Genomic DNA, 22,026 nt, shown 5'->3' on the forward strand with positions numbered 1-22,026 from the left:
GACGGGCTAAAAGGCCGCACCCCCTTGCAGGAGCGTGCCATGTCCGCGTCGAGCCCCGTTCACCGCACCGGGCTCGCCACGGCCGTTGCCGGGCCGCTGCCGATGGCGCCGGCGGACTGGGGCGCGCTGGCGTTGCTCTCGGTGATCTGGGGTGGCTCCTTCTTTTTCGGCAAGGTGGCGGTCGCCGAGATTCCCCCGCTGACCATGGTGCTCACCCGCGTCGCGGTCGGGGCGCTGGCGCTGTGGATCATCGCCCGCGCGCGCGGCATCCGTCTGCCCCTGAACCGGCGGCTGGCGGGCGAGTTCCTGCTGCTGGCGGTGATCGCCAATCTCATTCCCTTCGGGTTGATCGCCTGGTCGCAGCAGCATCTGCCGAGCGGGCTGTCTTCCATCCTCAACGCGGCGACGCCGCTGTTCACCGTGCTGGTGGCGCAGGCCTTCACCCATGACGAGAAATTCACCTTCGGCAAGCTGATCGGCGTCGCCCTCGGCTTCGTCGGCGTGGCTGTCATGATGGGCCCGGCGCTGCTTGGCCAGCTCGGCGGGCACCATCTGCCGGCGCAACTCGCCGCCATCGGCGCGACGGTGTCCTATGGTTTCGCGGCGGTCTATTCCCGCCGCTTCCGCCACCTGCCGCCGCTCGGCGTCGCCATGGCGCAGCTCACCACCTCGACGCTGCTGCTGCTGCCGGTGGCGGCGCTGGTCGACCGCCCCTGGCATTTGCCGTTGCCCTCGCTGCCGGTGATCGGCGCGCTGCTGGGGCTCGGCGTGCTCTCCACCGGCCTCGCCTATATCCTGTATTTCCGCATCGTCAGCCGCAACGGCGCCACCAACATCTCGCTGGTGACCTTCCTCGTGCCGGTGAGCGCGATCCTGCTCGGCGCGCTGGTGCTGGGCGAGGCGCTGGAGCCGCGCGAATTCGCCGGCTTCGCCCTGATCGCGGCGGGGTTGGCGGCGATCGACGGGCGGCCGGCGCGGTGGGTGCGGGGGAAGATGGGGTAGGGGCGGTACCCGCCTGCGTCCTTCGAGGCCCGGCTTTGCCGGGCACCTCAGGATGATGGGGGCTGAGCGGGCGGGACCGCGCTCATTCAGCGTAACGGCGTGCCCCGCCTCTACCGGGTCGGCACCGGCTTTTCGCCGCGATAGTCGTAGAAGCCGCGCTGGGTCTTGCGGCCCAGCCAGCCGGCCTCGACATATTTCACCAGCAGCGGGCAGGGCCGGTATTTGGAATCGGCCAGTCCCTCATGCAGTACCTGCATGATGGAGAGGCACGTATCCAGCCCGATGAAATCGGCCAGCTGCAGCGGGCCCATCGGGTGGTTGGCCCCGAGCCGCATGGCGGTGTCGATGGCGTCCACCGAGCCGACGCCCTCATAGAGCGTGTAGATCGCCTCGTTGATCATCGGCAGCAGGATGCGGTTGACCATGAAGGCGGGGAAATCCTCCGCCACCGCATAGGTCTTGCCCAGCCGGGTGATGAAGGCCTTGGAGAGTTCGAAGGTCTCGTCCTCGGTGGCGATGCCGCGCACCAGCTCCACCAGCTGCATCAGCGGCACCGGATTCATGAAATGAATGCCGATGAAGCGCTCCGGCCGGTCGGTGGAGGCGGCCAGCCGGGTGATGGAGATGGAGGAGGTGTTGGTGGCGAGGATCGCCTCCGGCTTCAGGAACGGGCAGATGGAGGAGAAGATGCGGCGCTTGATCTCTTCCTTCTCCACCGCCGCCTCGATGACGAGGTCGACCTCGGCGAGGTCGGGGGCCTGGTCGGTGCCGTGGATGCGGTTCAGCGCCGCCTTCTTCTCGTCCTCGCCATAAAGCCCCTTGGCCACCTGGCGCGACATGTTGCCATTGATGGTGGCGAGGCCGGACTTGATGCGGTCGGCCTCAAGGTCGTTCAGCACGACATCATAGCCGGCGAGCGCGCACACATGCGCGATGCCGTTGCCCATCTGGCCGGCGCCGATAATGCCGATACGCTTGATCTCGAAAGCCATTGCTGCGTCCGTTCTGCCCCTGCGGAGGCGGCAGTATAGTGTCCCGTCAGGCTTTTGCCTTAGCTATTTCGGCCTTGAGCTGCGGCACGATCTCGAACAGATCGCCCACCAGCCCGTAATCCGCGACCTGGAAGATCGGCGCGTCCTCGTCCTTGTTGACGGCGACGATGACCTTGGAATCCTTCATGCCGGCGAGATGCTGGATGGCGCCCGATATGCCGAGCGCGACATAGAGATCGGGCGCCACCACCTTGCCGGTCTGGCCGACCTGCCAGTCATTGGGGGCGTAGCCGGCATCGACCGCCGCGCGCGAGGCGCCGACCGCCGCGCCGAGTTCATCCGCCAGCGGCTCGACAATGGCGTGGAACTGCTCGGCCGAGCCGAGCGCGCGGCCGCCGGAGACGATGATGCGCGCGGCGGACAGGTCCGGGCGGGCGCTGGCGGCGATTTCCTCACCGAGGAAGCTGGAGCCGGCGACGGCTTCGGCGGGCCCGAGGGTGCGGATCGGCGCGGCATTGCCCTCGCCGGCCGCAGTGAAGGATGCGGTGCGGATGGTGAGCACCTTCACCGCATCGGTGGCGCGCACGCGCTGGATGGCGTTGCCGGCATAGATCGGCCGGTCGAACGTGTCGGGCGAGACGACGGCGATCACGTCGGAGACCTGCATCACGTCGATCAGCGCGGCGATGCGCGGCATCACGCTCTTGCCGAGGGCGGTGGAGGGGGCGACCAGCGCGCCATAGTCCTTGGCGAGGCTGACACCCAGCGCCGCCACCGGCTCGGCCAGGCGGTGGGCATAGGCGGCATCGTCCGCCAGCAGCACCTCGGCGACACCGGCGAGTTTCGCGGCGGCCTCGGCGGCGGGGCGGGCATTGGCGCCGGCCACCAGCACATGCACCGGGGCCCCGAGCGCCAGCGCGGCGGTGAGCGCGCGCGCGGTGACGGGGTTCAGGCTGGCATCGTCATGTTCGGCAAAGAGCAGGGTGGCCATGGTCAGAGTACTCCGGCCTGCTTGAGATGGCCGACCAACTCGGCCGCGGAGGCCACCTTGATGCCGCCGGTGCGGCCGGCGGGCTCGGTGGTGGCGAGGATTTCCAGCCGGGGGGCGAGGTCGACGCCAAGGTCGGCGGCGGTCTTTTCCTCGATCGGCTTTTTCTTCGCCTTCATGATGTTGGGCAGCGAGGCGTAGCGCGGCTCGTTGAGGCGCAGATCGGTGGTCAGCACCGCCGGCAGAGCGAGGCGCAGCGTCTGCAGCCCGCCGTCGATCTCGCGGGTGACATCGACCGTGCCGTCGCCGAGCACGACCTTGGAGGCGAAGGTCGCCTGCGGCCAGCCGAGCAGGGCGGCGAGCATCTGGCCGGTCTGGTTGCAGTCGTCGTCGATCGCCTGCTTGCCGAGGATGACGAGGGACGGGCCCTCGGCCGCGACGATGGCCTTCAGCAGCTTGGCGACGGTGAGCGGCTCGATGCCGGCCTCTTCGGTCTTCACCCAGATGCCGCGATCCGCGCCCATGGCCAGCGCGGTGCGGATGGTCTCGTCGGTCTTCACCGGGCCGATGGAGACGGCGACCACCTCGGTCGCCTTGCCCGCCTCCTTGAGGCGCAGCGCCTCCTCGACGGCGATCTCGTCGAACGGGTTCATCGACATCTTGATATTGGTCAGTTCGACGCCGGAACCGTCGGCCTTGACGCGGATCTTGACGTTGTAGTCGACCACCCGCTTCACGGGCACGAGGATCTTCATCACCTGTCTCCCCCGGCAGGGCAGCGACCCCGCCTCTGGCAGCCATCGGCGCCGGCGGCACCGCCTGCCAGTGCCGCGCGGAAAGCCGGAAGAGGGGGCTTGGGGCGGGGATCTGGGGGGAGCGGGAGCAGCCGGCGAAAAGCGCCGGCAAACTAGGATTCGGCCCCCGCACTGTCAACGCCGCGCGCGGCGTGCGCGCGCCGCGATTACACCGGCGGGCGCCCGTCCGGTGTGCCGTCGCGCGTCATCACCCAGAGCGGCACGCCTGGCCGGCGCAGGAAGACGATGAGCACCGCCCCGGCGACGAGCCCGGCAATATGCGCCCACCACGCGGTTTCCTCGTCGCCGGACTGGAACAGGCTCCACAGCTGGAAGGCGATCCACGCGCCGAGCGGCCAGATGGCGGGCACACGCAGCGGCACGCGCAGGAACATCAGCACCCAGATCCGCACATTGGGGTGCAGCATGAGATAGGCGCCGACCAGCCCGGATATCCCCGCCGAGGCGCCGACCAGCGGCGAGGCCGAATCAGGCACGGCGAGCGAGTGGGCGAGGCCGCCGGCCACCCCGCACAGCACATAGAACAGCAGGAAGCGGGCATGGCCGAGCGCGTCCTCGACATTGTCGCCGAACACCCAGAGGAAGGCCATGTTGCCGGCGAGATGCAGCCAGCCGCCATGCAGGAACATGTAGGTGACGAGGGTGAGTTCGGCCGGCAGGCGGACATATTCCTCCGGCAGCACCGCCGCATGCGTCACCACGGCGGGAATGGCGCCGAAGCCGAAGGCGGAGGGAATGTCGAGTTCGGCCCGGTAGCCGTGCTGCACCAGCACGAAGACCAGCACGTTCACCGCGATCAGCGCCCAGGTGACATAGGCGTGGGTGATGCCTTCCAGCGGGTTGTCGTCGTTGAACGGGATGAGCATGGCGCGGCACAGCGAATCGCGAAAGCGGCGCGGGCGCGACGCAGCACCACATTGCCGCGTCGCGGGCGAAAACGCCATCGGGCGCTCTCAGCCGGCGGAAAGGCCGAGCTGACGCAGCGAGGGGCGGGCGATCATGCGCGCCCACCACTGCGCAAGGCCGCGATGGGCGGCGAGCAGGGCCGCGCCTTCCGGCGCCTGGTGGAAATAGGAGGCCATCGGCGCGAGATGGAGATCGGCAAGGCTCAGCCGGGGGCCGGCAAGAAATGGCCCGTCCTCCATGAGCGCCGCAAGGGCGGCGAGACAGACATCCGCCTCGGCGAGCGCGGCGGCGACGCGGGCCTCATCGCCTGCCTCGCCCCGCACGGGCCTTTCCACCCGCTCGACATAGACCCCCCAGACCATTGGCCGATAAGCATAGGAATCGGCGAGGCTGATGATCTGGTTGGCGCGGGCCCGCGCCTTCACGCCTTCGGGCAGGAGGGCAGGGCCGTCGAAGGCCTCGTCGACATAGCGGGTGATGGCGCCGGTCTCGAAGAGACGGAAGCCGTCATGCTCGAAGGCGGGAATTCGGCCGAAAGGGTGGCGCGCGCGGTAGGCGGGCGGCACGCCTTCCGGCGCGAACGGATCGACCGGCACGAGGTCGTGGTCGACGCCCTTCTCACTCAGCGTCAGGCGGACGATGCGGACATAGACGCTGTCCGCCGTGCCGAAGACGCGCGGCCGCGCGTCGGTCGCGTCCGCCGGGCCGGTCACTCCCGCCCCGCTGCCGGCACCCACAGCACGTCACCGGCTTCACCTTCGCCGGCGGCGCGGGCATTGGCGAGGCGGCTCATGACGAAGAGCAGGTCGGACAGCCGGTTGAGATATTTCACCGCCTCCGGCCCGACGAATTCGCCCAGCGTCGCGGAAAGCTCCACCGCCATGCGCTCGGCGCGCCGGCACACGGTGCGGGCGACATGCAGATGCGCGGCCGCCGGCGTGCCGGCCGGCAGCACGAAGGAGCGCAGCGGCTTGAGGTTGGCATTGAGCGTGTCGATGTCGCGCTCCAGCTTGTCGACCTGCGCGGCGATAATGCGCAGCGGCGTGTAGCCGAGGTCTTCGCCCGTCTCGGGTGTGGCGAGATCGGCGCCGAGATCGAACAGGTCGTTCTGGATGCGGGCCAGCACCGCGTCGATGTCGGCCAGCGCCGGGTCCGCGCCGGTGTGCAGCCGGGCGACGCCGATCACCGCATTGGTCTCGTCCACCGTGCCATAGGCGGCGACGCGCAGATCATATTTCGGCCGCCGCTCGCCGGTGCCGAGCGCGGTGCTGCCATCGTCGCCGGTGCGGGTGTAGATGCGGTTGAGAACGACCATGAAAACCCTCTCAGCCCTGATGCATCAGGAAGATGGTGATGAGCACGAAGCAGAGCGCCACCGCCTGCAGCAGCACACGCCACTGCATGAGCTTCTGCGAGCGCTGCGGCGAGCCGCCGCGCGCCATATTGGCGAGGCCGAGCAGCAGCACCACGGCCACCGCGCCGAGGGCGATGGGCAGGACGATGAATTTGGCGATGGTGACGAGGTCCATCGAAAGTCTCCGCTAGCGCCCGCCTGCGGGGCGCTCAGTTCAGGGCCACGATGGCCGCGTTCAGCGTGGTGGCATAGGACACCCAGGCGATATAGGGAACCAGCAGCGCGGCGGCGATGCGGTCGATCCGCAGGCAGGCCCAGATGGTCGCAGCGATGGCGAGCCACAGCGCCACCACCACGATGAGCGCCGCACCCGGCGCTTCCAGCCCGAAGAAGATGGGCGACCACGCGGCGTTGAGCGCCAGTTGCGCGAGCCACAGGCCGATGGCGCGGCGCCGCGCCGGGGAGGGCGCGTGCAACTGCCACAGCCGCCACAGCGCCACCGCCATCAGCACATAGAGCGTCGTCCAGGCGATGGGGAAGGCCCAGTCCGGCGGGGTCCAGGAGGGCTTCACCAGACCGGCATACCAGGTGGGGATTTTCGGCGTGGTGGCGAGCGAGCCGAGCGCGCCGACGCCGAGGCACAAGCCGACGGCGAGGACGAGGCGGAAGAAGGAGAGGGTTTTCATCGCGGTTCCTGCAAGGCTCGGGCACGCCGCCGCCGGCGCGTGCGGGGGCAATACGGATGAGGCGGCCGCCGGGTTCACTTGCAGCCGTTGCGGTGAATCCACCTTCACCGCAACGATGAGCTCGGCACGCAAAACCCCGCCGCCGGGGGCCGGCGACGGGGCGAGGGTAAACCGGTTCGCCGCCGGGGCGAAATCGCCCGCGGGGCGAGGCGATCCGAGGCCGGGCCGGCCTCAGGCGGCCAGATGCTTCTCGATCTCGTAAACCGGCAGCTTGACCATGTCGCGGTCGACCTCGGCGGCGATGATGTCGCTCACCGCCTTGGTCAGATGCGGGCGCAGCGCGCCGAGCGCGCGCGGGGCGGCGACGATGATGAGCGATTTCACCTCGCCCGCCGTCACCGCCGCATCGAGCCGGCCGGCGATCTCCCGCATGAAGGCGCGCTCGCCCTCTTCCTGCCAGTCGGTGGGCTCCACCGAGGAGCGGGCCGAGCCGACCGACTGGTGCACCCGGCCGGGCTGGTCGGTGCCCTGTTCGCGGGTCGGCGGGTTTTCCTGCTCATGCACTTCATGGGTGCGCAGATTGGGGAAGGTGGCGTCGCCCTTGTTGCACAGGATCAGCGCCTTGCGCCCGTCGCAGACGACGACCCACGCGCCTTGCTCGATTTTGATCTTGTCGTAGCTGGTGCTCATTCGAGCCTCCTTCCCTTCGCAACTCACCGTGCCATTGGGCACCCGGGCGGCGCCGGGAGCCTTGACCTTGGTCAAGCGGCGGGAGGGCGGGGAGGTTCCGCCGCTCCTGTCAGAGCACGCGCCGATCAGCTTGCATCGCAAGCTGATCGGATAACGCGTTCTCTATCTTAGAGTTACAGGGCGATTTACCGATCAGATTGATTCAACCTGATCGGATCGCACTCTAGAGCACGTTCCGATCTGATTGCATCGCAATCAGATCGGTAAAACGTCCTCTATCAATACTTTAGAGACTGATTCACCGATCAGATTGATTCAACCTGATCGGATCAGGCTCTAGAGCCGGCCTTCGCGGGCGCGGCGAATGGCGGCGTTGAGTTCGCCGCCATACACGAAGATCGAGGCGGTGGTGTAGAGGAAGACCAGCGCGATCATCACCGAGGCGAGGCCGGCATAGGTGGTGACGTAATTGCCGGCGAATTCGGCGAGATAGCGCCCGAACGCGGCGCCGGCGGCGAGCCAGAGCGCCAGCGTCACCAAGATACCCGGCAGCACCTGCGACAGGGTACGCCGCCCCGCCGGCAGCCACATATGTGCCACCACAAGCGCGACGATCAGGATCACCGAGGTGGCGGCGTAACGCAGGAAGGTGATGACCCAGCCGAAGGGCTCCAGCGCCGGCACATAGCGCACCGCTGCCAGCCACAGCACCGGGCCGAGCACCACGAGGAAGGACAGCGCCAGCAGCCCGGCGGCGCCGACCACGACATAGCCGATGGATTCGAGGCGCAGCCAGTACCAGGCGCGGGCCTCGCGCATGCCATAGGCGCGGTTGAGCCCGATGCGCAGGCTCTCAATGCCGTTCGAGGAGAAGTAGATCGCCAGCACCACACCGATGGTCAGCACATCGGTGCGGACCTGGGTGAGCACGTTGCGGATCTCGCGGCCGATCGGATCCGCCACCTGCGAGGGCCAGGCCTCCAGCATCAGCTGCACCGTCTCCTCGGCGAGGTTCTTGAAATCGAAGAACGCCGCCAGCGCGGTGACGAAGATGAGGAACGGGAACAGCGACATCAACGCCGACAGCGCGATGTGGCTGGCGATCGCCCAGCCATCATCCTCGACGAAGCGCCAGAAGGCGTCCCAGGCAATGTCGAAGGCGCGAAACAAGAGTGGCGGTCTCCTCGCGGATGCGCCTCAACGGGCGGGCATTGTGCCGTGACATCGGATGCCCGCGCGCAAATGGCAAGCCTCGCGGGCGTGATATGGTAAAGAGCGGTGCCGATGGCCATTTGCGTTTGGCGCCCCGCCGCCGCTTCGTGGTAGAGAGGGCGCCCGCTTTTAGCGCCCTCTGAACTCGAACGGGTGACATCATGACCGCCTCCTCCGCCCTGCGCCCCGCCACCGTCTCCGCGTCCGTTGCCGGCGCGCCGGCGCCGCGCGGGCCGGAGGGCGAGGATGTGGCGGCTGTCATGGCCGGGATCGGCGCCCGCGCCCGCGCCGCCGCCCGCACGCTGGCGTTGGCCCCGGCGGCGGTGAAGGAGGCGGGGCTGCGCGCCGCCGCGCAGGCGATCCGCGACCGGGCGCCCGCCATTCTCGCCGCCAATGAAGCGGACCTCGCGGCCGCCCGCGCCGCCGGCATGAGCACGGCGCTGCAGGACCGGCTGGTGCTGAACGAGGCCCGGCTGGAGGCTATCGCCCGCGCGGTGGAGGAGATCGCCGCGCTGCCCGACCCGGTGGGGCAGGTGACCGAGAGCTGGGAGCGGCCGAACGGCCTGCGTCTGGAGCGCGTGCGCACCCCGCTCGGCGTCATCGGCGTGATCTATGAGAGCCGGCCCAATGTGACGGCGGATGCCGGCAGCCTGTGCCTCAAGGCCGGCAATGCGGTGATCCTGCGCGGCGGCTCGGACAGCTTCCATTCCTCCCGCGCCATCCATGAAGCGCTGGTGGAAGGGCTCACCAGTGCCGGCCTGCCGGCGGACGCCATCCAGCTGGTGCCGACCCGCGACCGCGCGGCGGTGGGCGAAATGCTGGCCGGGCTCGGCGGCAACCTCGACGTGATCGTGCCGCGCGGCGGCAAGAGCCTCGTCGCCCGGGTGCAGGCGGAGGCGCGCGTGCCGGTGTTCGCCCATCTTGAAGGGCTGGTGCACGTCTATGTCGACAAGGCCGCCGATCTCGAAAAATCGCTCGCCATCGTGAAGAACGCCAAGCTGCGCCGCACCAGCGTGTGCGGGGCGGCGGAGACGCTGCTGGTCGACCGTGCGGATGCCTCCCGCCTGCTCGCCCCGCTCGTCACCATGCTGCTCGATGAGGGCTGCGCGGTGCGCGGCGACGCCGCCGCCCGGGCGGTGGACCCGCGCGTGACCGAGGCCAGCGACGAGGACTGGCGCACGGAGTATCTCGACGCCGTTATTTCGGTGAAGCTGGTCGACGGGGTGGAAGAGGCGATCGACCATATCGAGACCTATGGCTCGCACCACACCGACGCCATTCTCACCGAAGACGCCGCCACCGCCGAGCGCTTCCTCGGCGAGGTCGATTCCGCCATCGTGGTGCACAACGCCTCCACCCAGTTCGCCGATGGCGGCGAGTTCGGCTTCGGCGGCGAGATCGGCATCGCCACGGGCCGGATGCATGCGCGCGGGCCGGTGGGCGCCGAGCAGCTGACCTCGTTCAAATACCGCGTGCGCGGCACCGGCCAGATCCGGCCGTGAAGGAGGGCCCGGCGCCCTTCGCCCGCATTCCCCCGCTGGCGCCGGGGCTGCGCGTCGGGCTCTATGGCGGCAGCTTCAACCCCGCGCATGAGGCGCACCGCGCCGCCAGCCTGCTGGCGCTGAAGCGGCTGCGGCTCGACCGCGTGTGGTGGCTAGTGACGCCCGGCAACCCTTTGAAGGACAACCGCGCGCTGCCCCCGCTCAGTGCCCGGCTGGAAAGGGCGCGGGCGGTGGCCGACCATCCCGCGCTGGTGCCGACCGGACTGGAGGCCGGGCTCGGCACACGCTACAGCTTCGACACGGTGGCGACGCTGGTGCGGCGCTTTCCCGGCGTGCGTTTCGTCTGGCTGATGGGGGCGGACAATCTCGCCGCCTTCCACCGCTGGCAGCACTGGCGGGAGATCGCGGCGCTGGTGCCCATCGCCATCATTGATCGGCCCGGCTGCACCTTCCCCGCCATGGCGAGCCCGGCAGCGCAGGCGCTGGCGCGCTGGCGCGTGCCGGAGAGCGAGGCCGCCGCGCTGCCGCTGCTGCGCCCGCCGGCCTGGGTGTTCCTGCACGGGCTGAAATCGCCGCTGTCCTCGACCCAGCTGCGCGCGCAAGCGTAGGCGCGCGGGGACGATGCTCTGGCGAGGGGCGGCGGGGCGTGGCAGACTGGTGCTCCGTTCCTCCCCCCTATCATTCCCCCAGCCATGCCTCGCGGTGCCTGATGGTGTTCTCCCTGAACCGGCTTCTGCAGGAGCCGGCGCCGCTTGCCGCACTGGAGCGCCAGAGCTGGCATCCCTGGCTCGTCGTCGGCCTCGTCTCCATCGGCGCCTTTGTCGGCCAGCTCGATGCCACCATTGTGCAGCTGGCGCTCCCCGCGCTGGGGCGGGCCTTCGACGTGTCGCTGCAGCAGGTGAGCTGGGTGGCGCTGTCCTATCTCCTCGCCTTCGCTTCCTTCCTGCCGATCTTCGGCCGGCTGTGCGAGATCCATGGTCGCAAGACGCTCTATATTGCCGGCTATGCACTTTTCATCGCCGCCAGCGCGCTGTGTGCGCTCGCCGAGAGTTTCGGCCAGCTCGTCGCTTTCCGCTTCCTGCAGGGCATGGGCGGGGCGCTGCTCGGCGCCAACAGCATCGCCATTCTGGTGCAGGCGGTACCGGAGGCGGCGCGCGGCCGGGCGCTCGGCTATTTCGCGGCGGCGCAGGCGGTGGGGATGAGCGCCGGTCCGGCGCTGGGCGGCTTCATCGTCGAGGCGCTCGGCTGGCGCTGGATCTTCGGCCTCACCGTGCCCTTCGGCGTGCTGGCGATTCTCGCCGGCTGGCTCGCTCTGCCGCGTGGGGCGGCGGGTGGCGACAAGCCGGCCTTCGACTGGGGCGGGGCGCTGCTGATCGGCCCGGCGCTGATCCTCGTTGTGGCGACGCTCAACCATGTCTCCAGTTGGGGGCTCGCCTCGCCGCTGACGCTGGCGAGCCTCCTCATCGCCGCGCTGCTGCTGTGGGCCCTGCGCCGGCGCGAAGCGCGCACCGCCGCGCCGCTGATCGACCCGCGCCTGTTCACCGCGAGCGCCTTCCGCTGGGGCGCGCTGGCGGTGGTTCTCGGCTATGGGCTGCTCTATGGCGTGTTCTTTCTCATGTCCTTCGGTCTTGCCCATGGCTATGGCGAAAGCGCCGGCGCGGCCGGGCTGCGGCTGGCGCTGGTGCCGGTGGCGCTGGGGCTCACCGCGCCGTTCAGCCATGATGCGAGCCGCCTGCTCGGCCCGCGCCGCATCGGCCCCGCCGGCATGGGGCTGGTGCTGGCCGGGCTGGCGATCCTGGTGGGGAGCTTCGGCCTCTCGCCCTATCACCATGTGCTGGACACGGTGTCCTTCGTGCTCATCGGCATCGGTCTCGGCCTGTTCGTGGCGCCCAACAGCCACGCCACCCTCGCCGCCGCGCCGGCCGGCCTCGCCGGGGCGGCGGGGTCGTTGCTCAATTTGATGCGGGTGCTCGGCACCAGCCTCGGCGTCGCCGCCGGGGCGAGCATGCTGGCCTGGCGGCTCGGGGTGGAAACGGGAAGCGGCGCCGGCGCCGCCGATATGGCGGCGCTCGCCGCCGACGGCTCCGGCCTGCTGGCGGCGGTGCGCACCAGCCTGCCGCTGCTGGCGTTGATGGCGCTGCTTGCGGCTTTCGCGGCGCGGAAGGCGGCGGGGGGATGGCGTTAGGGACGCCGCGCTGGAAGTTGAACGTCTTAACGTTGATGCGTCTAGCCATGCCGGCCGCTAATTCGATACAAAGAGCCATGCGGGCTTCTAGGTTGGATTATACATATTAATAACTGAGATCTATCAAGATATAAATCATGATGAGATTATAAAATGACAAATCGCATGATAATCGGTGATAGAAATCGCGTCGTTGATAAAAATAAAAGTGAAATATTAAGATTCAATTATAATGATAAAGCATTTGTTCATGTCGTGAATTTATTGACAGGGCTGTACGGTTTTGTTGGATTGCTTGAGTTATACAAGCCTGATGAAAAAGGTGCTCGTCCTTGGGCAATGACAGATGTTGCAATGTTCGATGCGAAGGCGTGTAATTCAAGGTTAGTCTGGTCTCCGCATCATGTAATAGAGCCAATGATGTATAATTCATGGCCGCGCTTTGTCGAGTTTGAATACTTCCAGGCTGAGAAAATCGAAAATGGATCGTTGGATCTTGGTGTTCTTGATAAATATTTGTTTGGTATTGCTCAATCAATGATAACGAGTTTTTTCGAGTCTCAAAAGGAGGAGATGAGAAGAAAATACATAAAATCTGAGGTGTGGCCGCCAGTGTGGAATTTTGCACGTGTAATTCGAAATGCGATGGCTCACGATGGAAAAATTCGTATTAACGATAATACGAAAGTGTCTTGGAAGAATGTCATCTACTCAAATTGTGATAACGGAAAAATAATCGTTAATGTTGATATATGGCCCGGTGACTTTTTGTTCCTTGTTAAAGAAATGCAAGATTTATTGTAGTATACGGTTCTAGGCGGTTGCGTATTTTTGGAAAATGATGGAAAGTTTCGTGATATAAATACGTTACGATCTGGTTCAACTTGAACCAGAATATCTATTGTTAAAGGTGTATGCGCTTTCTGCGCGTCCGCTGCCATGTCGGGGCAGATACGCCCCCCTATTTCCTCCCCCGCCCCTAGCCTTCCGCATCGTCATGCCCTAGATACCCGCTCGGGTGTCGTCGGCTGCATCCCGCAGCTGGGGCAGGTATGCGCTGGTCGGGCCGCCGCGCGGGACCTGTTTGCATGGCCGGACGCCTTTATCGTCGCACCAGCGCGCGTGCGCGCCTCGCCACCGAGCGTGCTTTCCACGCTGCCGAACGTTTCCTGCATATCGAAGCCGTCAGCGGTCTGGTGCTGCTGGCCGCGGCTGCGATCGCGCTGATCTGGGCGAATTCGCCCTATGCGCAGAGCTATCACGACCTCTGGCACGCGCCGCTGAGCTTCGGCATCGGCGGGCTCACCGTGTCGCACTCGCTGCATTTCTGGGTCAATGACGCGCTCATGACCCTGTTCTTCCTCGTGGTGGGGATGGAAATCCGGCGGGAAATCCACGAAGGCGCGCTCTCGAAATTGCGCGCGGCCGTGCTGCCGATGGCGGCGGCGGTGGGCGGCGTCGCCCTTCCCGCGCTGATCTATGTCGCGTTGAACCCGGTGCCCGGCCAGATCGAGGGCTGGGCGGTGCCGACCGCGACCGACATCGCCTTCGCCGTCGGCGTGCTGGCGCTGCTTGGGCGCTCCATCCCGCCCAATCTGCGCGTGTTCCTGCTGGCGCTGGCGATCATCGACGACATCGCCGCCATCCTCATCATCGCCCTGTTCTATTCCGGCGGCATCGACCCGGCGGGGCTGCTGGTCGGGCTCGCCGGCCTCGTCCTGGTGGTGGCGCTGCAAATGGCCGGCATCGGATCAGCCTGGGCCTATGTGCTGCCGGGCGCGGTGCTGTGGATCGGCCTGTTGCAGGCGGGCGCGCACCCCACCCTCGCCGGGGTGATGCTCGGCATGCTGACCCCGGTGCTGCCGGCGCGCGGGCGCGAGCCGGCGCTGAATGCGGCGATGCGGGCGCTGGATGAAATCCGCGCCAAGGCCGCCCGTTCGCCGGACGCGGCCGCCAGTCTGCTGCCGCCGCTGCGCCGCCTCGCTCTTGCCCAGCGCGAGATGACCCCGCCGGTGACGCGGGTGCAGATGCTACTGCACCCCTATGTCGCCTATGGCGTGATGCCGATCTTCGCCCTCGCCAATGCCGGGGTGAGCCTCGACGGGGTCGATCTCGGCCGGGCGGATGCCTTCGCCGTCATGGCGGGCGTGGTGGTGGCGCTGGTGGTGGGCAAGCCGCTCGGCGTGTTCGCCGCCAGCTGGCTGGTGGTGCGTGCCGGCTGGGGCAGCCTGCCGCCGGGCGTCACCTGGGGCGGGGTGCTGCTGGTGGGGCTGCTGGCCGGCATCGGCTTCACCATGTCGATCTTCATCGCGACGCTCGCCTTCGCCGATCCGGCGCTGCTCGGCGCCGCCAAGCTCGGCGTGCTGGTCGCCTCGCTCGCCGCTGTCGGCCTCGGCCTCAGCTGGGGGCTGGTGCAGGCGCGGCGGGCGCGCGCGGTGGCGACCGCTTCCGCCTCGGCCTGAGGCGGGGTAGGGGGCGGGCAGACGCCCGCTCCCTCATCTCCCCGGACGCCGCAGTTGCAGGTCGCCCGCCAGCGTCCTGCGGTGGCATTCAGGTGCCCCCCATGGCAGGATGAGCCGTGGCGCCGGGGGTAGGGATGACGGCTGAGTACATTGGCGGGTTGGTCGGATACTGGTTGGGGCTTTATAGCGTCTCCTTCCTGCTCACATGGGGTTCGCTGGCCTGCCTGCGCGGAAACATGCCGCGCTATCTCGATGTAGTGGTCGCCAGCGTCGCCGTGCTGCTGACGCGCGCCCTGGTCTATGACAACGGCTTTGTCGAAGGAGTGGTGCTTTACGCCCCGCCGGCGATCGCGTGCCTGATCGTCTTCGGCATCTACGCGCGCCGCCGCGCCGTGCGGGAGGCACGGGCCGCTGCGGCGGCGGCGCCCGAGCCGACCGATCAGCTCTTCCTGCCGCTGCCCGAGTTTGCGGTCGCGCGGCCCGCTCCGCCGGCCCCCCCTGCCGCGCCACCCCCGCCACCGCCGGCGCCGCCGAAGAAGGGCTGGAACCCCATCGCCAATCATTGGCGCGGCGCCTATTCGCTGGGCGTGGCCTATTGGGTCGTCGGCACGCTCGCGACGATCGCGATGGTCGCCGTCATCGTCGCGGTCTTCGTCGTGCTGGCGTTCGTCGACTACCGGCCGGTGCTCATCTTCTGTGCCACCGCCCTCATGTGGCTTTTGGTTTTGGCGCTGACCGTCTGGAGCTATATCGGCGTCTGGCGCTCCGCTAACCGCCGCGTCCAGGAGCGGCGGGTGATCGGCCGACGGCCGTTCTGGGCCGGCATCGCCAAGCTCACCCTCGTTCTCAGCACCTTCCTCTCGGTCGTCGGCCTCGGCGACACGGTGTTTCCGCAACTCAAGGAAACCTACCAGATGGCGTTCGCAGGCGATCCGAGGATTCCGGATTACGGCCTGCGGATCATGCGCGACGGCACGGAGATCGAGATCACCGGCGGCATCAAATATGGCCTGACCGACGATCTGCTGACCCTGATGAAGGCATCTCCCCGCGTCGCCACCCTCCACGTCAACAGTGTGGGCGGCCGGGTCGGCGAGGCCTTGCGGCTGAACAAGGTGGTCCGGGATGCCGGGCTGACGACGTATGTCTCCGGCATGTGCGCGTCGGCCTGCACCCTCGCCTTCGCCGGAGGGGTCGAGCGCTGGATCGCGCCGAATGCGAAGCTGGGCTTCCATGCGGCGGCGGTGCCGGGCTTCTCCAGCGTCGAGAGCGGGGCTGCCAACGGGATCCAGAGTGCGGTTCTGGTCCGCTCCGGCTTTGACAAGGCCTTTGTCGACAAGGCGGTGGCCACTCCCAACAGCGACCTGTGGACGCCCTCTCTCAAGGAGCTGCAGGACGCCAATGTGGTGACGGACGTGGCCGACGGTTCGCAATTCGCGGCGTCGGGTTTCGGGAGGCAAGCCGGCAAGGAGGCGTTCGCGGGCTTCATGGTCGAGGAAAGCGAGGTTCTCGCCTGGCAGAAGCGCGCCCAGCCGGAGGCGTTCGACGATGCCGTGGACGATTATTACAAGGATTATCTCGACGGCGTGACCGATGACGATTTGACGGAAACGCTGGACTATTGGGAATACCGCGCGATCATCCGCAACGTAAAGGCGTCCGGTGACGATGACGCCGTCATCGATCTCGGCCGGCTGTTCGTGGAAGAACTCAAGCTTCTGCGCGCGGACGACGCCCAGCGATGCGCCCGCTTCGGCTTCAAGGGCGGCGCGGTGTTCCGCACGCAGTACGACTTCGATTCCGGCATTCTCGACCGCTACCGCGACATCGGCTTGCGCGTCGTCGCCGAGCGCGATCCGCGCCCGGCGCCCGACGAGGAAGCGGTGGTGCCGCTGCTCGCGCGTGTCGTTGACCGGATGCGCGCCACCCGCACGCCGGCGGAACAGGTCGTCTTGCTCGGCGAAGGCGAGCCCAAGCGGGCGGAAGCGGCGGAGTATTGCGCCGCCGTGATCGGATTCTATGAAGCGATTCTCAAGGCGCCCCACGCCGAGGCGGCCACTCTGCTGCGGGCGCAGATGGGCACCGAGCTGGACCTGCCGCCGCCCGTCTCTCCCGCCCCCGGTTGAAGATCGGCCGCATCCGCATTATTCTTGGGGTGCAGGCACGGTGCGGAAGGTCCGTCCGTGGCTTGCGGTAAAGACGAGAGGATCAGGACCCCTGTCCATCATGGCGCTTGCAGCGGCCGACACCAGCCCGGCGTCTGCACCTGTCTCCGACGCGCGTTTAGACGCCGAGGAGATTCTTGCCCTCGTTCTCGCCCGTCTCGATGATGACCAGGCCGAGGACGTCGTCTCCATCGAACTGCGCGGCAAGACGACCATTGCCGATTACATGGTCGTCGCTTCCGGCCGCAACCAGCGTCATGTCGGCGCCATTGCCGAGCACCTCGTCGAGGCGCTCAAGGGCCTTGGCGTCAAGGGCGTGCGCGTCGAGGGCCAGCCGGCCTGCGACTGGGTGCTGATCGATGCGAGCGACGTGATCGTCCACATCTTCCAGCCGGAAGTGCGCGGGTTCTACAATATCGAGAAGATGTGGTCGGCCGCCATTCCCGGCGGGCCGTCGACGCTGACGCGCGGCTGAGCGCGTCTTGCGGCTCATTATTCTCGCGGTCGGCCGGCTGAAGGCCGGGCCCGAAAGGGAGTTGTGCGCCCGCTATCTCGACCGCTCGGCCAAAAGCGGGCGGGCGCTGGGCCTCTCCGGCCCTGACGTGACCGAGATCGCGGAAAGCGCCGCGCGTCGCCCCGAGGACCGCATGGCCGAGGAGGGCGCGGCCCTTCTCGCCGCGCTGCCCGACGCCGGGGCGGTGCTGGCGCTCGACCCGCGCGGGCTGGAGATGACCAGCGAGCAGATCGCCGCCGACCTCGCCGCGTTGCGCGACCGGGGTTCGCGCAGCCTCAGTTTCGTCATTGGCGGAGCGGACGGGCTGAGCGAGGCGGTGCGCGGGCGGGCGGACCGGCTCATCGCCTTCGGTCGCGCCACCTTTCCCCACCAGCTCGTCCGCGTCATGATGGCCGAACAGATCTATCGCGCGACGACCATCCTCGCAGGCCATCCCTACCATAAGGCCTGAGCGGGCGGCGGCGCTAACCCGTTCTTAACCACGCCGGCCCCTCCTATCCCGATGCCCGCGCGCCGCTCCTCTTCACCCCCCATACCTCGCCCGCCCTTGCGCGCGGCGGTGGCGGGGGCGTGCGCGCTGGCGCTGCTGGCCGGGCCGTGGGCAAGGCCGGCCGCCGCGCAGGGCGGCGCCACGCCGAGCGCCACCGCTCAGGGTGCCACCGCTCAGGGCGCCACCGCAAAAGGCGGAGCCAAGCCCGCTGCGGCAGCGCCCGCCGCCGCGCCGGAAAAGCAGCAGGAACAGCAGCAGCGCATCGAGCGCCTCGATGCCGAGCTGAAGGATTCCTCCGCCGTGCAGAAGCGGCTCGCCGCCGAGGTGGCGGCGCTGGAGGGCGACCGGGCCAAGCTGAACGAGGCGCTGCTCGACACCGCGATCCGCGTGCGCGAGACTGAGGGCAAGCTCGACGCCAGCGAACAGCGCCTGCTGGTGCTGAGCCGCGAGGCGGACGACATCAAGGAATCGCTGGAGGCGCGCCGCGCCGTGCTGGCGGAAGTGTTGGGCGGGCTGGTGCGGCTCGGCCGCCGTCCGCCGCCGGCGCTGATGGTGCGCCCGGACGACGCGCTGGAATCGATCCGCTCCGCCATGATGCTCGGCGCCGTGCTGCCGGAACTCAAGGCGGAGACGGACCTGCTCGCCAGCGAACTCGCCGCGCAGGAGCGGGTGCGCCAGGACACCGCCCGCGAGCGCGACGCTCTCGCAGAATTGAAACGCTCCCTCGCCGATGAGCGCGCCCGCACCGCCGCGCTGATCGAGGAGAAGAAGAACTCGCTGCAGCAGGGCGAGGCGGCTCTCGCCGAGGAGAAGACCCGTGCCGCGGCGCTCGCCGCCGAAGCGGGCAATGTGCGCGAGCTGATGGAGCGCATGGAGACGGAGATTTCCGCCACCCGCAAGGCGGCGCAGGAAGCCGCGCAAAGCGAGGCGGCGCAAGGCGCGGGGGGCAGTGCGGCGGACCGGCTGGCGGCGCTGCAGAACCCCGGCCGGCTGAGCCCCGGCGTGCCGTTCGAGGACGCCAAGGGCCTGCTGCCGCTGCCGGTCGGCGGCGCGGTGCTCAAGGCCTTCGGCGCCGATGACGGCTATGGCGGGCAGGAAAAGGGAATGTCGCTGGGCACGCGGATCGAGGCCCAGGTGGCCTCCCCCAGCGATGGCTGGGTGGTCTATGCCGGGCCTTTCCGCTCATATGGACAACTGTTAATTATCAATGCCGGCAATGGTTATCATATCCTGCTCGCCGGAATGGATAAGATCACGGTGGAATTGGGTCAGTTCGTGCTGTCGGGCGAGCCGGTCGGGATCATGGGGCGCGGTCCCCAACTGGTCTCGTCGGCCGGCCTTGGAACTGCCCAACCCATTCTGTACGTCGAGTTCCGCAAGGATGGTAACTCGATCGATCCAACGCCATGGTGGGCGACGAGCGAAAGCGAGAAGGTACGCGGATGATGCGTAGGACGTCTGTATTTCTCTTCGGTGCGGCGGCCGGCGCCCTGATCGCGGTCGGTGCCACCCAGCCGCGGCTGCTGCTTGAGCCGACGGCGGCCATGGCGGCCGCTTCCGACACGTACCGCCAGCTGAACCTGTTCGGCGACGTGTTCGAGCGCGTGCGCGCCGACTATGTCGAAAAGCCCGAGGATTCGAAGCTGGTCGAGGCTGCCATCAACGGCATGCTGTCCTCGCTCGATCCCCACTCCACCTATATGGACGCGAAGGATTTTCGCGACATGCAGGTGCAGACCCGCGGCCAGTTCGGCGGGCTCGGCATCGAGGTGACGATGGAGGACGGCCTCGTCAAGGTCGTCGCCCCGATCGACGACACCCCGGCGGCCAAGGCCGGCGTGCAGGCCGGCGACCTGATCGCCAAGCTCGACGGCGAAGAGGTGAAGGGCATGACCCTGAACCAGGCGGTCGACAAGATGCGCGGCGCCGTCAACACGCCGATCAAGCTGACCATCGTCCGCAAGGGCCAGGACAAGCCGATCGAGCTGTCGATCACCCGCGACATCATCAACATCAAGTCGGTGCGCGCCCGGGTCGAGCATGACGATATCGGCTATATCCGCATCACCTCCTTCAGCGAGCAGACCGGCGAGGGCCTGAAGAAGGCGGTGGCCGACCTGACCAAGCAGATCGGCGAGGACAAGCTCAAGGGCTTCATCATCGACCTGCGCAACAATCCGGGCGGGTTGCTCGACCAGGCGATCGACGTGTCCGACACCTTCCTCGACCGTGGCGAGATCGTCTCCACCCGCGGCCGCGATCCCGAGCAGACCGAGCGCCGCAACGCCCGGCCGGGCGACCTCGCCAAGGGCAAGCCGATCATCGTGCTGGTCAATGGCGGCTCGGCCTCGGCCTCGGAAATCGTCGCCGGCGCGCTGCAGGACCACAAGCGCGCCACGGTGCTGGGCTCGCTCTCCTTCGGCAAGGGCTCGGTGCAGACGGTGATCCCGGTTTCCGGCAATGCCGCGATCAAGCTGACCACGGCGCGCTACTACACGCCGTCGGGCCGCTCGATCCAGGCCAAGGGCATCCAGCCCGACATCGAGCTGGTGCAGGACGTGCCGCAGGATGTGAAGGCGAAGGCCGAGGCGGCCGGCGTCGAGACCACGCGCGGCGAGGCCTCGCTCAAGGGCCATCTGAAGAACGGCGAGGACGAGCAGACCGGCTCCCCGGCCTATGTGCCGCCGGACCCGAAGGACGACACCCAGCTCAAGCTGGCGATCGACCTGATCGAGGGCGTGCAGAAGAACGCCGCCTATCCCGCCGACCCCAAGGCGGCCGTGCCGAACTGACCGCGCCTGACGGGACGCCGCCGGCCCCGTGCCGGTGGCGGCTTGAAACAGAGCAGGGCCCGCTTCCCCAAGCGGGCCTTTTCCTTTTGGCGGCCCTGTGCCTTAAGCCGCCCTGGCGCTTTTTTGCGCTGCCGCGACGAATGCCCGATTCTGCCCCGATCCTGCCTTGGTCGGGGGCGACAAAGGCGGCATGAACAGCGCGACTCCTCTCCACCTGCCGCCCCGCCCGCTGGACACGCTGCCCGCCGGCGACAGCCTGCCCGGCCGTGACGCCAGCCGCGACCATGCGCGGCACTATGCGGCGGTGGGCGTGTTCGGCCTCGCCGCACTCTCGGTGATCAGCGTGGCGGTGGCGGCCTATGTGCTGCGGCCCGGTGCGGGCGCCGCGCCGCAGGGCCTGCCGTTGACGCTGGAGGACAGCGGCTTCCCGACCATGGGCGTCGCCGCCGACATGCCGGCGCTGCGGCCGAGCCAGGGCGGCGATGACGGCGTGAGCATCACCGTGTTCGACGGCGCGACCGGCCGCAGCGAGGTGCTGACCGGCCCCGGGCCGCTCGCGGGCGGCGTTGGCGACACCACGTTAACCCCGTGACCATGCGGCACCGCGCGACCTCTGGTGTCGCGCTGCCGCTTGCCTATGATCCGGCCGGCGCGTGTTTCCAGCTTGTGCGGTGGCCCCATGATCCCTTTCGACCAGCTTCCCTATCGCCCCTGCGTCGGGGTGGTGCTCGTCAATCGCGACGGGCTCGTCTTTCTCGGCGAGCGCCGGGGCGGGCCGGAGCAGGTGGACGCGCAGCATTCCTGGCAGATGCCGCAGGGCGGCATTGACGAAGGCGAAAGCCCGGAAGAGGCGGGGCGGCGCGAGCTTTACGAGGAAACCAACGTCTCCTCCGTCGAACCGCTCGCCGTCGCGCCGGACTGGTTCACCTATGACCTGCCGGAGCCACTGGCGCGTCAGGCCTGGAAGGGCCGCTACCGCGGCCAGACGCAGAAATGGATCGCGCTGCGCTTCACCGGCACGGATGACGAAATCGACGTGCTCAATCCCGGCGGCGGGCAGCACAAGCCGGAATTCGTCGCCTGGCGCTGGGAGAAGCTGGAGCGCACGCCGGGGCTGATCGTGCCGTTCAAGCGGCCGGTCTATGAGCAGGTGGTAGCCGCCTTCCAGCCGGTGGTGGCGGCGGACTAAGCCGTCGCCCGCATCCGTTCCCGCCCGTGCCGCGTATCCCCGCCAAGGCCGCGAGCGGGGCATTTCCCGACGTTGCAAAATG

General features: G+C 68.1%; 23 protein-coding genes. 13 read left to right on the forward strand and 10 right to left on the reverse strand.

Annotation, left to right across the window (positions count from 1 at the left end; all coding sequences use genetic code 11):
* Positions 1 to 39: 39 nt before the first annotated feature.
* The gene (locus ACO07Z_RS13895) at positions 40 to 1,002 is read left to right on the forward strand and encodes a DMT family transporter (RefSeq protein ID WP_421699247.1); all 963 of its coding nucleotides are present in this window, start codon (positions 40 to 42) and stop codon (positions 1,000 to 1,002) included.
* 110 nt (positions 1,003 to 1,112) lie between these two features.
* Here ACO07Z_RS13895 and ACO07Z_RS13900 read toward each other — a convergent pair whose 3' ends face one another.
* The 10 genes from ACO07Z_RS13900 to ACO07Z_RS13945 form a co-directional block, all read right to left on the reverse strand.
* Positions 1,113 to 1,994 carry a 3-hydroxybutyryl-CoA dehydrogenase gene (locus ACO07Z_RS13900; protein WP_421699248.1) on the reverse strand — a complete coding sequence of 294 codons (882 nt, stop codon included), beginning with the start codon at positions 1,992 to 1,994 and terminating at the stop codon, positions 1,113 to 1,115.
* A gap of 46 nt (positions 1,995 to 2,040) precedes the next feature.
* The gene (locus tag ACO07Z_RS13905; protein ID WP_421699249.1) at positions 2,041 to 2,985 is read right to left on the reverse strand and encodes an electron transfer flavoprotein subunit alpha/FixB family protein; all 945 of its coding nucleotides are present in this window, start codon (positions 2,983 to 2,985) and stop codon (positions 2,041 to 2,043) included.
* 2 nt (positions 2,986 to 2,987) lie between these two features.
* Positions 2,988 to 3,737: an electron transfer flavoprotein subunit beta/FixA family protein gene (locus ACO07Z_RS13910; RefSeq protein WP_421699250.1), complete on the reverse strand. Its 750-nt coding sequence runs from the start codon at positions 3,735 to 3,737 to the stop codon at positions 2,988 to 2,990.
* A 206-nt stretch (positions 3,738 to 3,943) separates the two neighbouring features.
* Complete coding sequence (locus tag ACO07Z_RS13915) at positions 3,944 to 4,663, reverse strand: rhomboid family intramembrane serine protease (RefSeq protein ID WP_421700818.1); 720 nt, start codon at positions 4,661 to 4,663, stop codon at positions 3,944 to 3,946.
* 87 nt (positions 4,664 to 4,750) lie between these two features.
* Positions 4,751 to 5,440 (reverse strand): glutathione S-transferase family protein, encoded by a 690-nt coding sequence (locus tag ACO07Z_RS13920; RefSeq protein WP_421699251.1) that lies wholly within the window; start codon positions 5,438 to 5,440, stop codon positions 4,751 to 4,753.
* Positions 5,413 to 6,018, reverse strand: a complete 606-nt coding sequence (locus ACO07Z_RS13925; protein WP_421699252.1) for a cob(I)yrinic acid a,c-diamide adenosyltransferase — start codon at positions 6,016 to 6,018, stop codon at positions 5,413 to 5,415. The genes ACO07Z_RS13920 and ACO07Z_RS13925 overlap by 28 nt, the downstream gene beginning before the upstream one ends.
* Before the next feature lie 10 nt (positions 6,019 to 6,028).
* A complete protein-coding gene (locus ACO07Z_RS13930; protein WP_244450214.1) occupies positions 6,029 to 6,232 on the reverse strand; it encodes a twin transmembrane helix small protein in 204 nt (67 codons plus the stop codon).
* A gap of 34 nt (positions 6,233 to 6,266) precedes the next feature.
* A complete protein-coding gene (locus ACO07Z_RS13935) occupies positions 6,267 to 6,743 on the reverse strand; it encodes a TspO/MBR family protein (protein WP_421699253.1) in 477 nt (158 codons plus the stop codon).
* A 231-nt stretch (positions 6,744 to 6,974) separates the two neighbouring features.
* Positions 6,975 to 7,433 carry a host attachment protein gene (locus ACO07Z_RS13940; protein WP_421699254.1) on the reverse strand — a complete coding sequence of 153 codons (459 nt, stop codon included), beginning with the start codon at positions 7,431 to 7,433 and terminating at the stop codon, positions 6,975 to 6,977.
* Between the two features lie 336 nt (positions 7,434 to 7,769).
* On the reverse strand, positions 7,770 to 8,603 hold the full coding sequence (locus ACO07Z_RS13945) for a YihY/virulence factor BrkB family protein (RefSeq protein ID WP_244450217.1): 834 nt from the start codon (positions 8,601 to 8,603) through the stop codon (positions 7,770 to 7,772).
* A 302-nt stretch (positions 8,604 to 8,905) separates the two neighbouring features.
* Here ACO07Z_RS13945 and ACO07Z_RS13950 point away from each other — a divergent pair, with 302 nt between their 5' ends.
* The 12 genes from ACO07Z_RS13950 to ACO07Z_RS14005 all read left to right on the forward strand — a co-directional run bounded on the left by ACO07Z_RS13950 (position 8,906) and on the right by ACO07Z_RS14005 (position 21,944).
* Positions 8,906 to 10,147 carry a glutamate-5-semialdehyde dehydrogenase gene (locus tag ACO07Z_RS13950; RefSeq protein WP_421700819.1) on the forward strand — a complete coding sequence of 414 codons (1,242 nt, stop codon included), beginning with the start codon at positions 8,906 to 8,908 and terminating at the stop codon, positions 10,145 to 10,147.
* Positions 10,144 to 10,755 carry a nicotinate-nucleotide adenylyltransferase gene (locus tag ACO07Z_RS13955; RefSeq protein ID WP_421699255.1) on the forward strand — a complete coding sequence of 204 codons (612 nt, stop codon included), beginning with the start codon at positions 10,144 to 10,146 and terminating at the stop codon, positions 10,753 to 10,755. Before ACO07Z_RS13950 ends, ACO07Z_RS13955 begins: the two co-directional genes overlap by 4 nt.
* 101 nt (positions 10,756 to 10,856) lie before the next feature.
* Complete coding sequence (locus ACO07Z_RS13960) at positions 10,857 to 12,332, forward strand: MFS transporter (RefSeq protein ID WP_421699256.1); 1,476 nt, start codon at positions 10,857 to 10,859, stop codon at positions 12,330 to 12,332.
* Positions 12,333 to 12,485: 153 nt separating this feature from the next.
* Positions 12,486 to 13,136, forward strand: a complete 651-nt coding sequence (locus ACO07Z_RS13965; protein WP_421699257.1) for a hypothetical protein — start codon at positions 12,486 to 12,488, stop codon at positions 13,134 to 13,136.
* A 284-nt stretch (positions 13,137 to 13,420) separates the two neighbouring features.
* Positions 13,421 to 14,794: a Na+/H+ antiporter NhaA gene (gene nhaA, locus ACO07Z_RS13970; RefSeq protein WP_421699258.1), complete on the forward strand. Its 1,374-nt coding sequence runs from the start codon at positions 13,421 to 13,423 to the stop codon at positions 14,792 to 14,794.
* Between the two features lie 134 nt (positions 14,795 to 14,928).
* On the forward strand, positions 14,929 to 16,920 hold the full coding sequence (locus ACO07Z_RS13975) for a hypothetical protein (protein ID WP_421699259.1): 1,992 nt from the start codon (positions 14,929 to 14,931) through the stop codon (positions 16,918 to 16,920).
* Between the two features lie 100 nt (positions 16,921 to 17,020).
* Complete coding sequence (rsfS, locus tag ACO07Z_RS13980; protein ID WP_421699260.1) at positions 17,021 to 17,434, forward strand: ribosome silencing factor; 414 nt, start codon at positions 17,021 to 17,023, stop codon at positions 17,432 to 17,434.
* Between the two features lie 7 nt (positions 17,435 to 17,441).
* Positions 17,442 to 17,924, forward strand: a complete 483-nt coding sequence (gene rlmH / locus ACO07Z_RS13985) for a 23S rRNA (pseudouridine(1915)-N(3))-methyltransferase RlmH (protein WP_421699261.1) — start codon at positions 17,442 to 17,444, stop codon at positions 17,922 to 17,924.
* Positions 17,925 to 18,032: 108 nt separating this feature from the next.
* Positions 18,033 to 19,409 carry a murein hydrolase activator EnvC family protein gene (locus tag ACO07Z_RS13990; protein WP_421699262.1) on the forward strand — a complete coding sequence of 459 codons (1,377 nt, stop codon included), beginning with the start codon at positions 18,033 to 18,035 and terminating at the stop codon, positions 19,407 to 19,409.
* Positions 19,406 to 20,755 carry a S41 family peptidase gene (locus tag ACO07Z_RS13995; protein ID WP_421699263.1) on the forward strand — a complete coding sequence of 450 codons (1,350 nt, stop codon included), beginning with the start codon at positions 19,406 to 19,408 and terminating at the stop codon, positions 20,753 to 20,755. Before ACO07Z_RS13990 ends, ACO07Z_RS13995 begins: the two co-directional genes overlap by 4 nt.
* A gap of 190 nt (positions 20,756 to 20,945) precedes the next feature.
* Entirely contained in the window at positions 20,946 to 21,347 is a 402-nt protein-coding gene (locus ACO07Z_RS14000; protein ID WP_421699264.1) for a hypothetical protein, read from the forward strand.
* An 87-nt stretch (positions 21,348 to 21,434) separates the two neighbouring features.
* Positions 21,435 to 21,944, forward strand: coding sequence for an RNA pyrophosphohydrolase (locus ACO07Z_RS14005; protein ID WP_421699265.1), 510 nt, complete (start codon positions 21,435 to 21,437; stop codon positions 21,942 to 21,944).
* Positions 21,945 to 22,026: the final 82 nt, after the last annotated feature.

The sequence above is a fragment of the Ancylobacter sp. genome, assembly GCF_965229075.1.
Classification (GTDB): Bacteria; Pseudomonadota; Alphaproteobacteria; order Rhizobiales; family Xanthobacteraceae; genus Ancylobacter.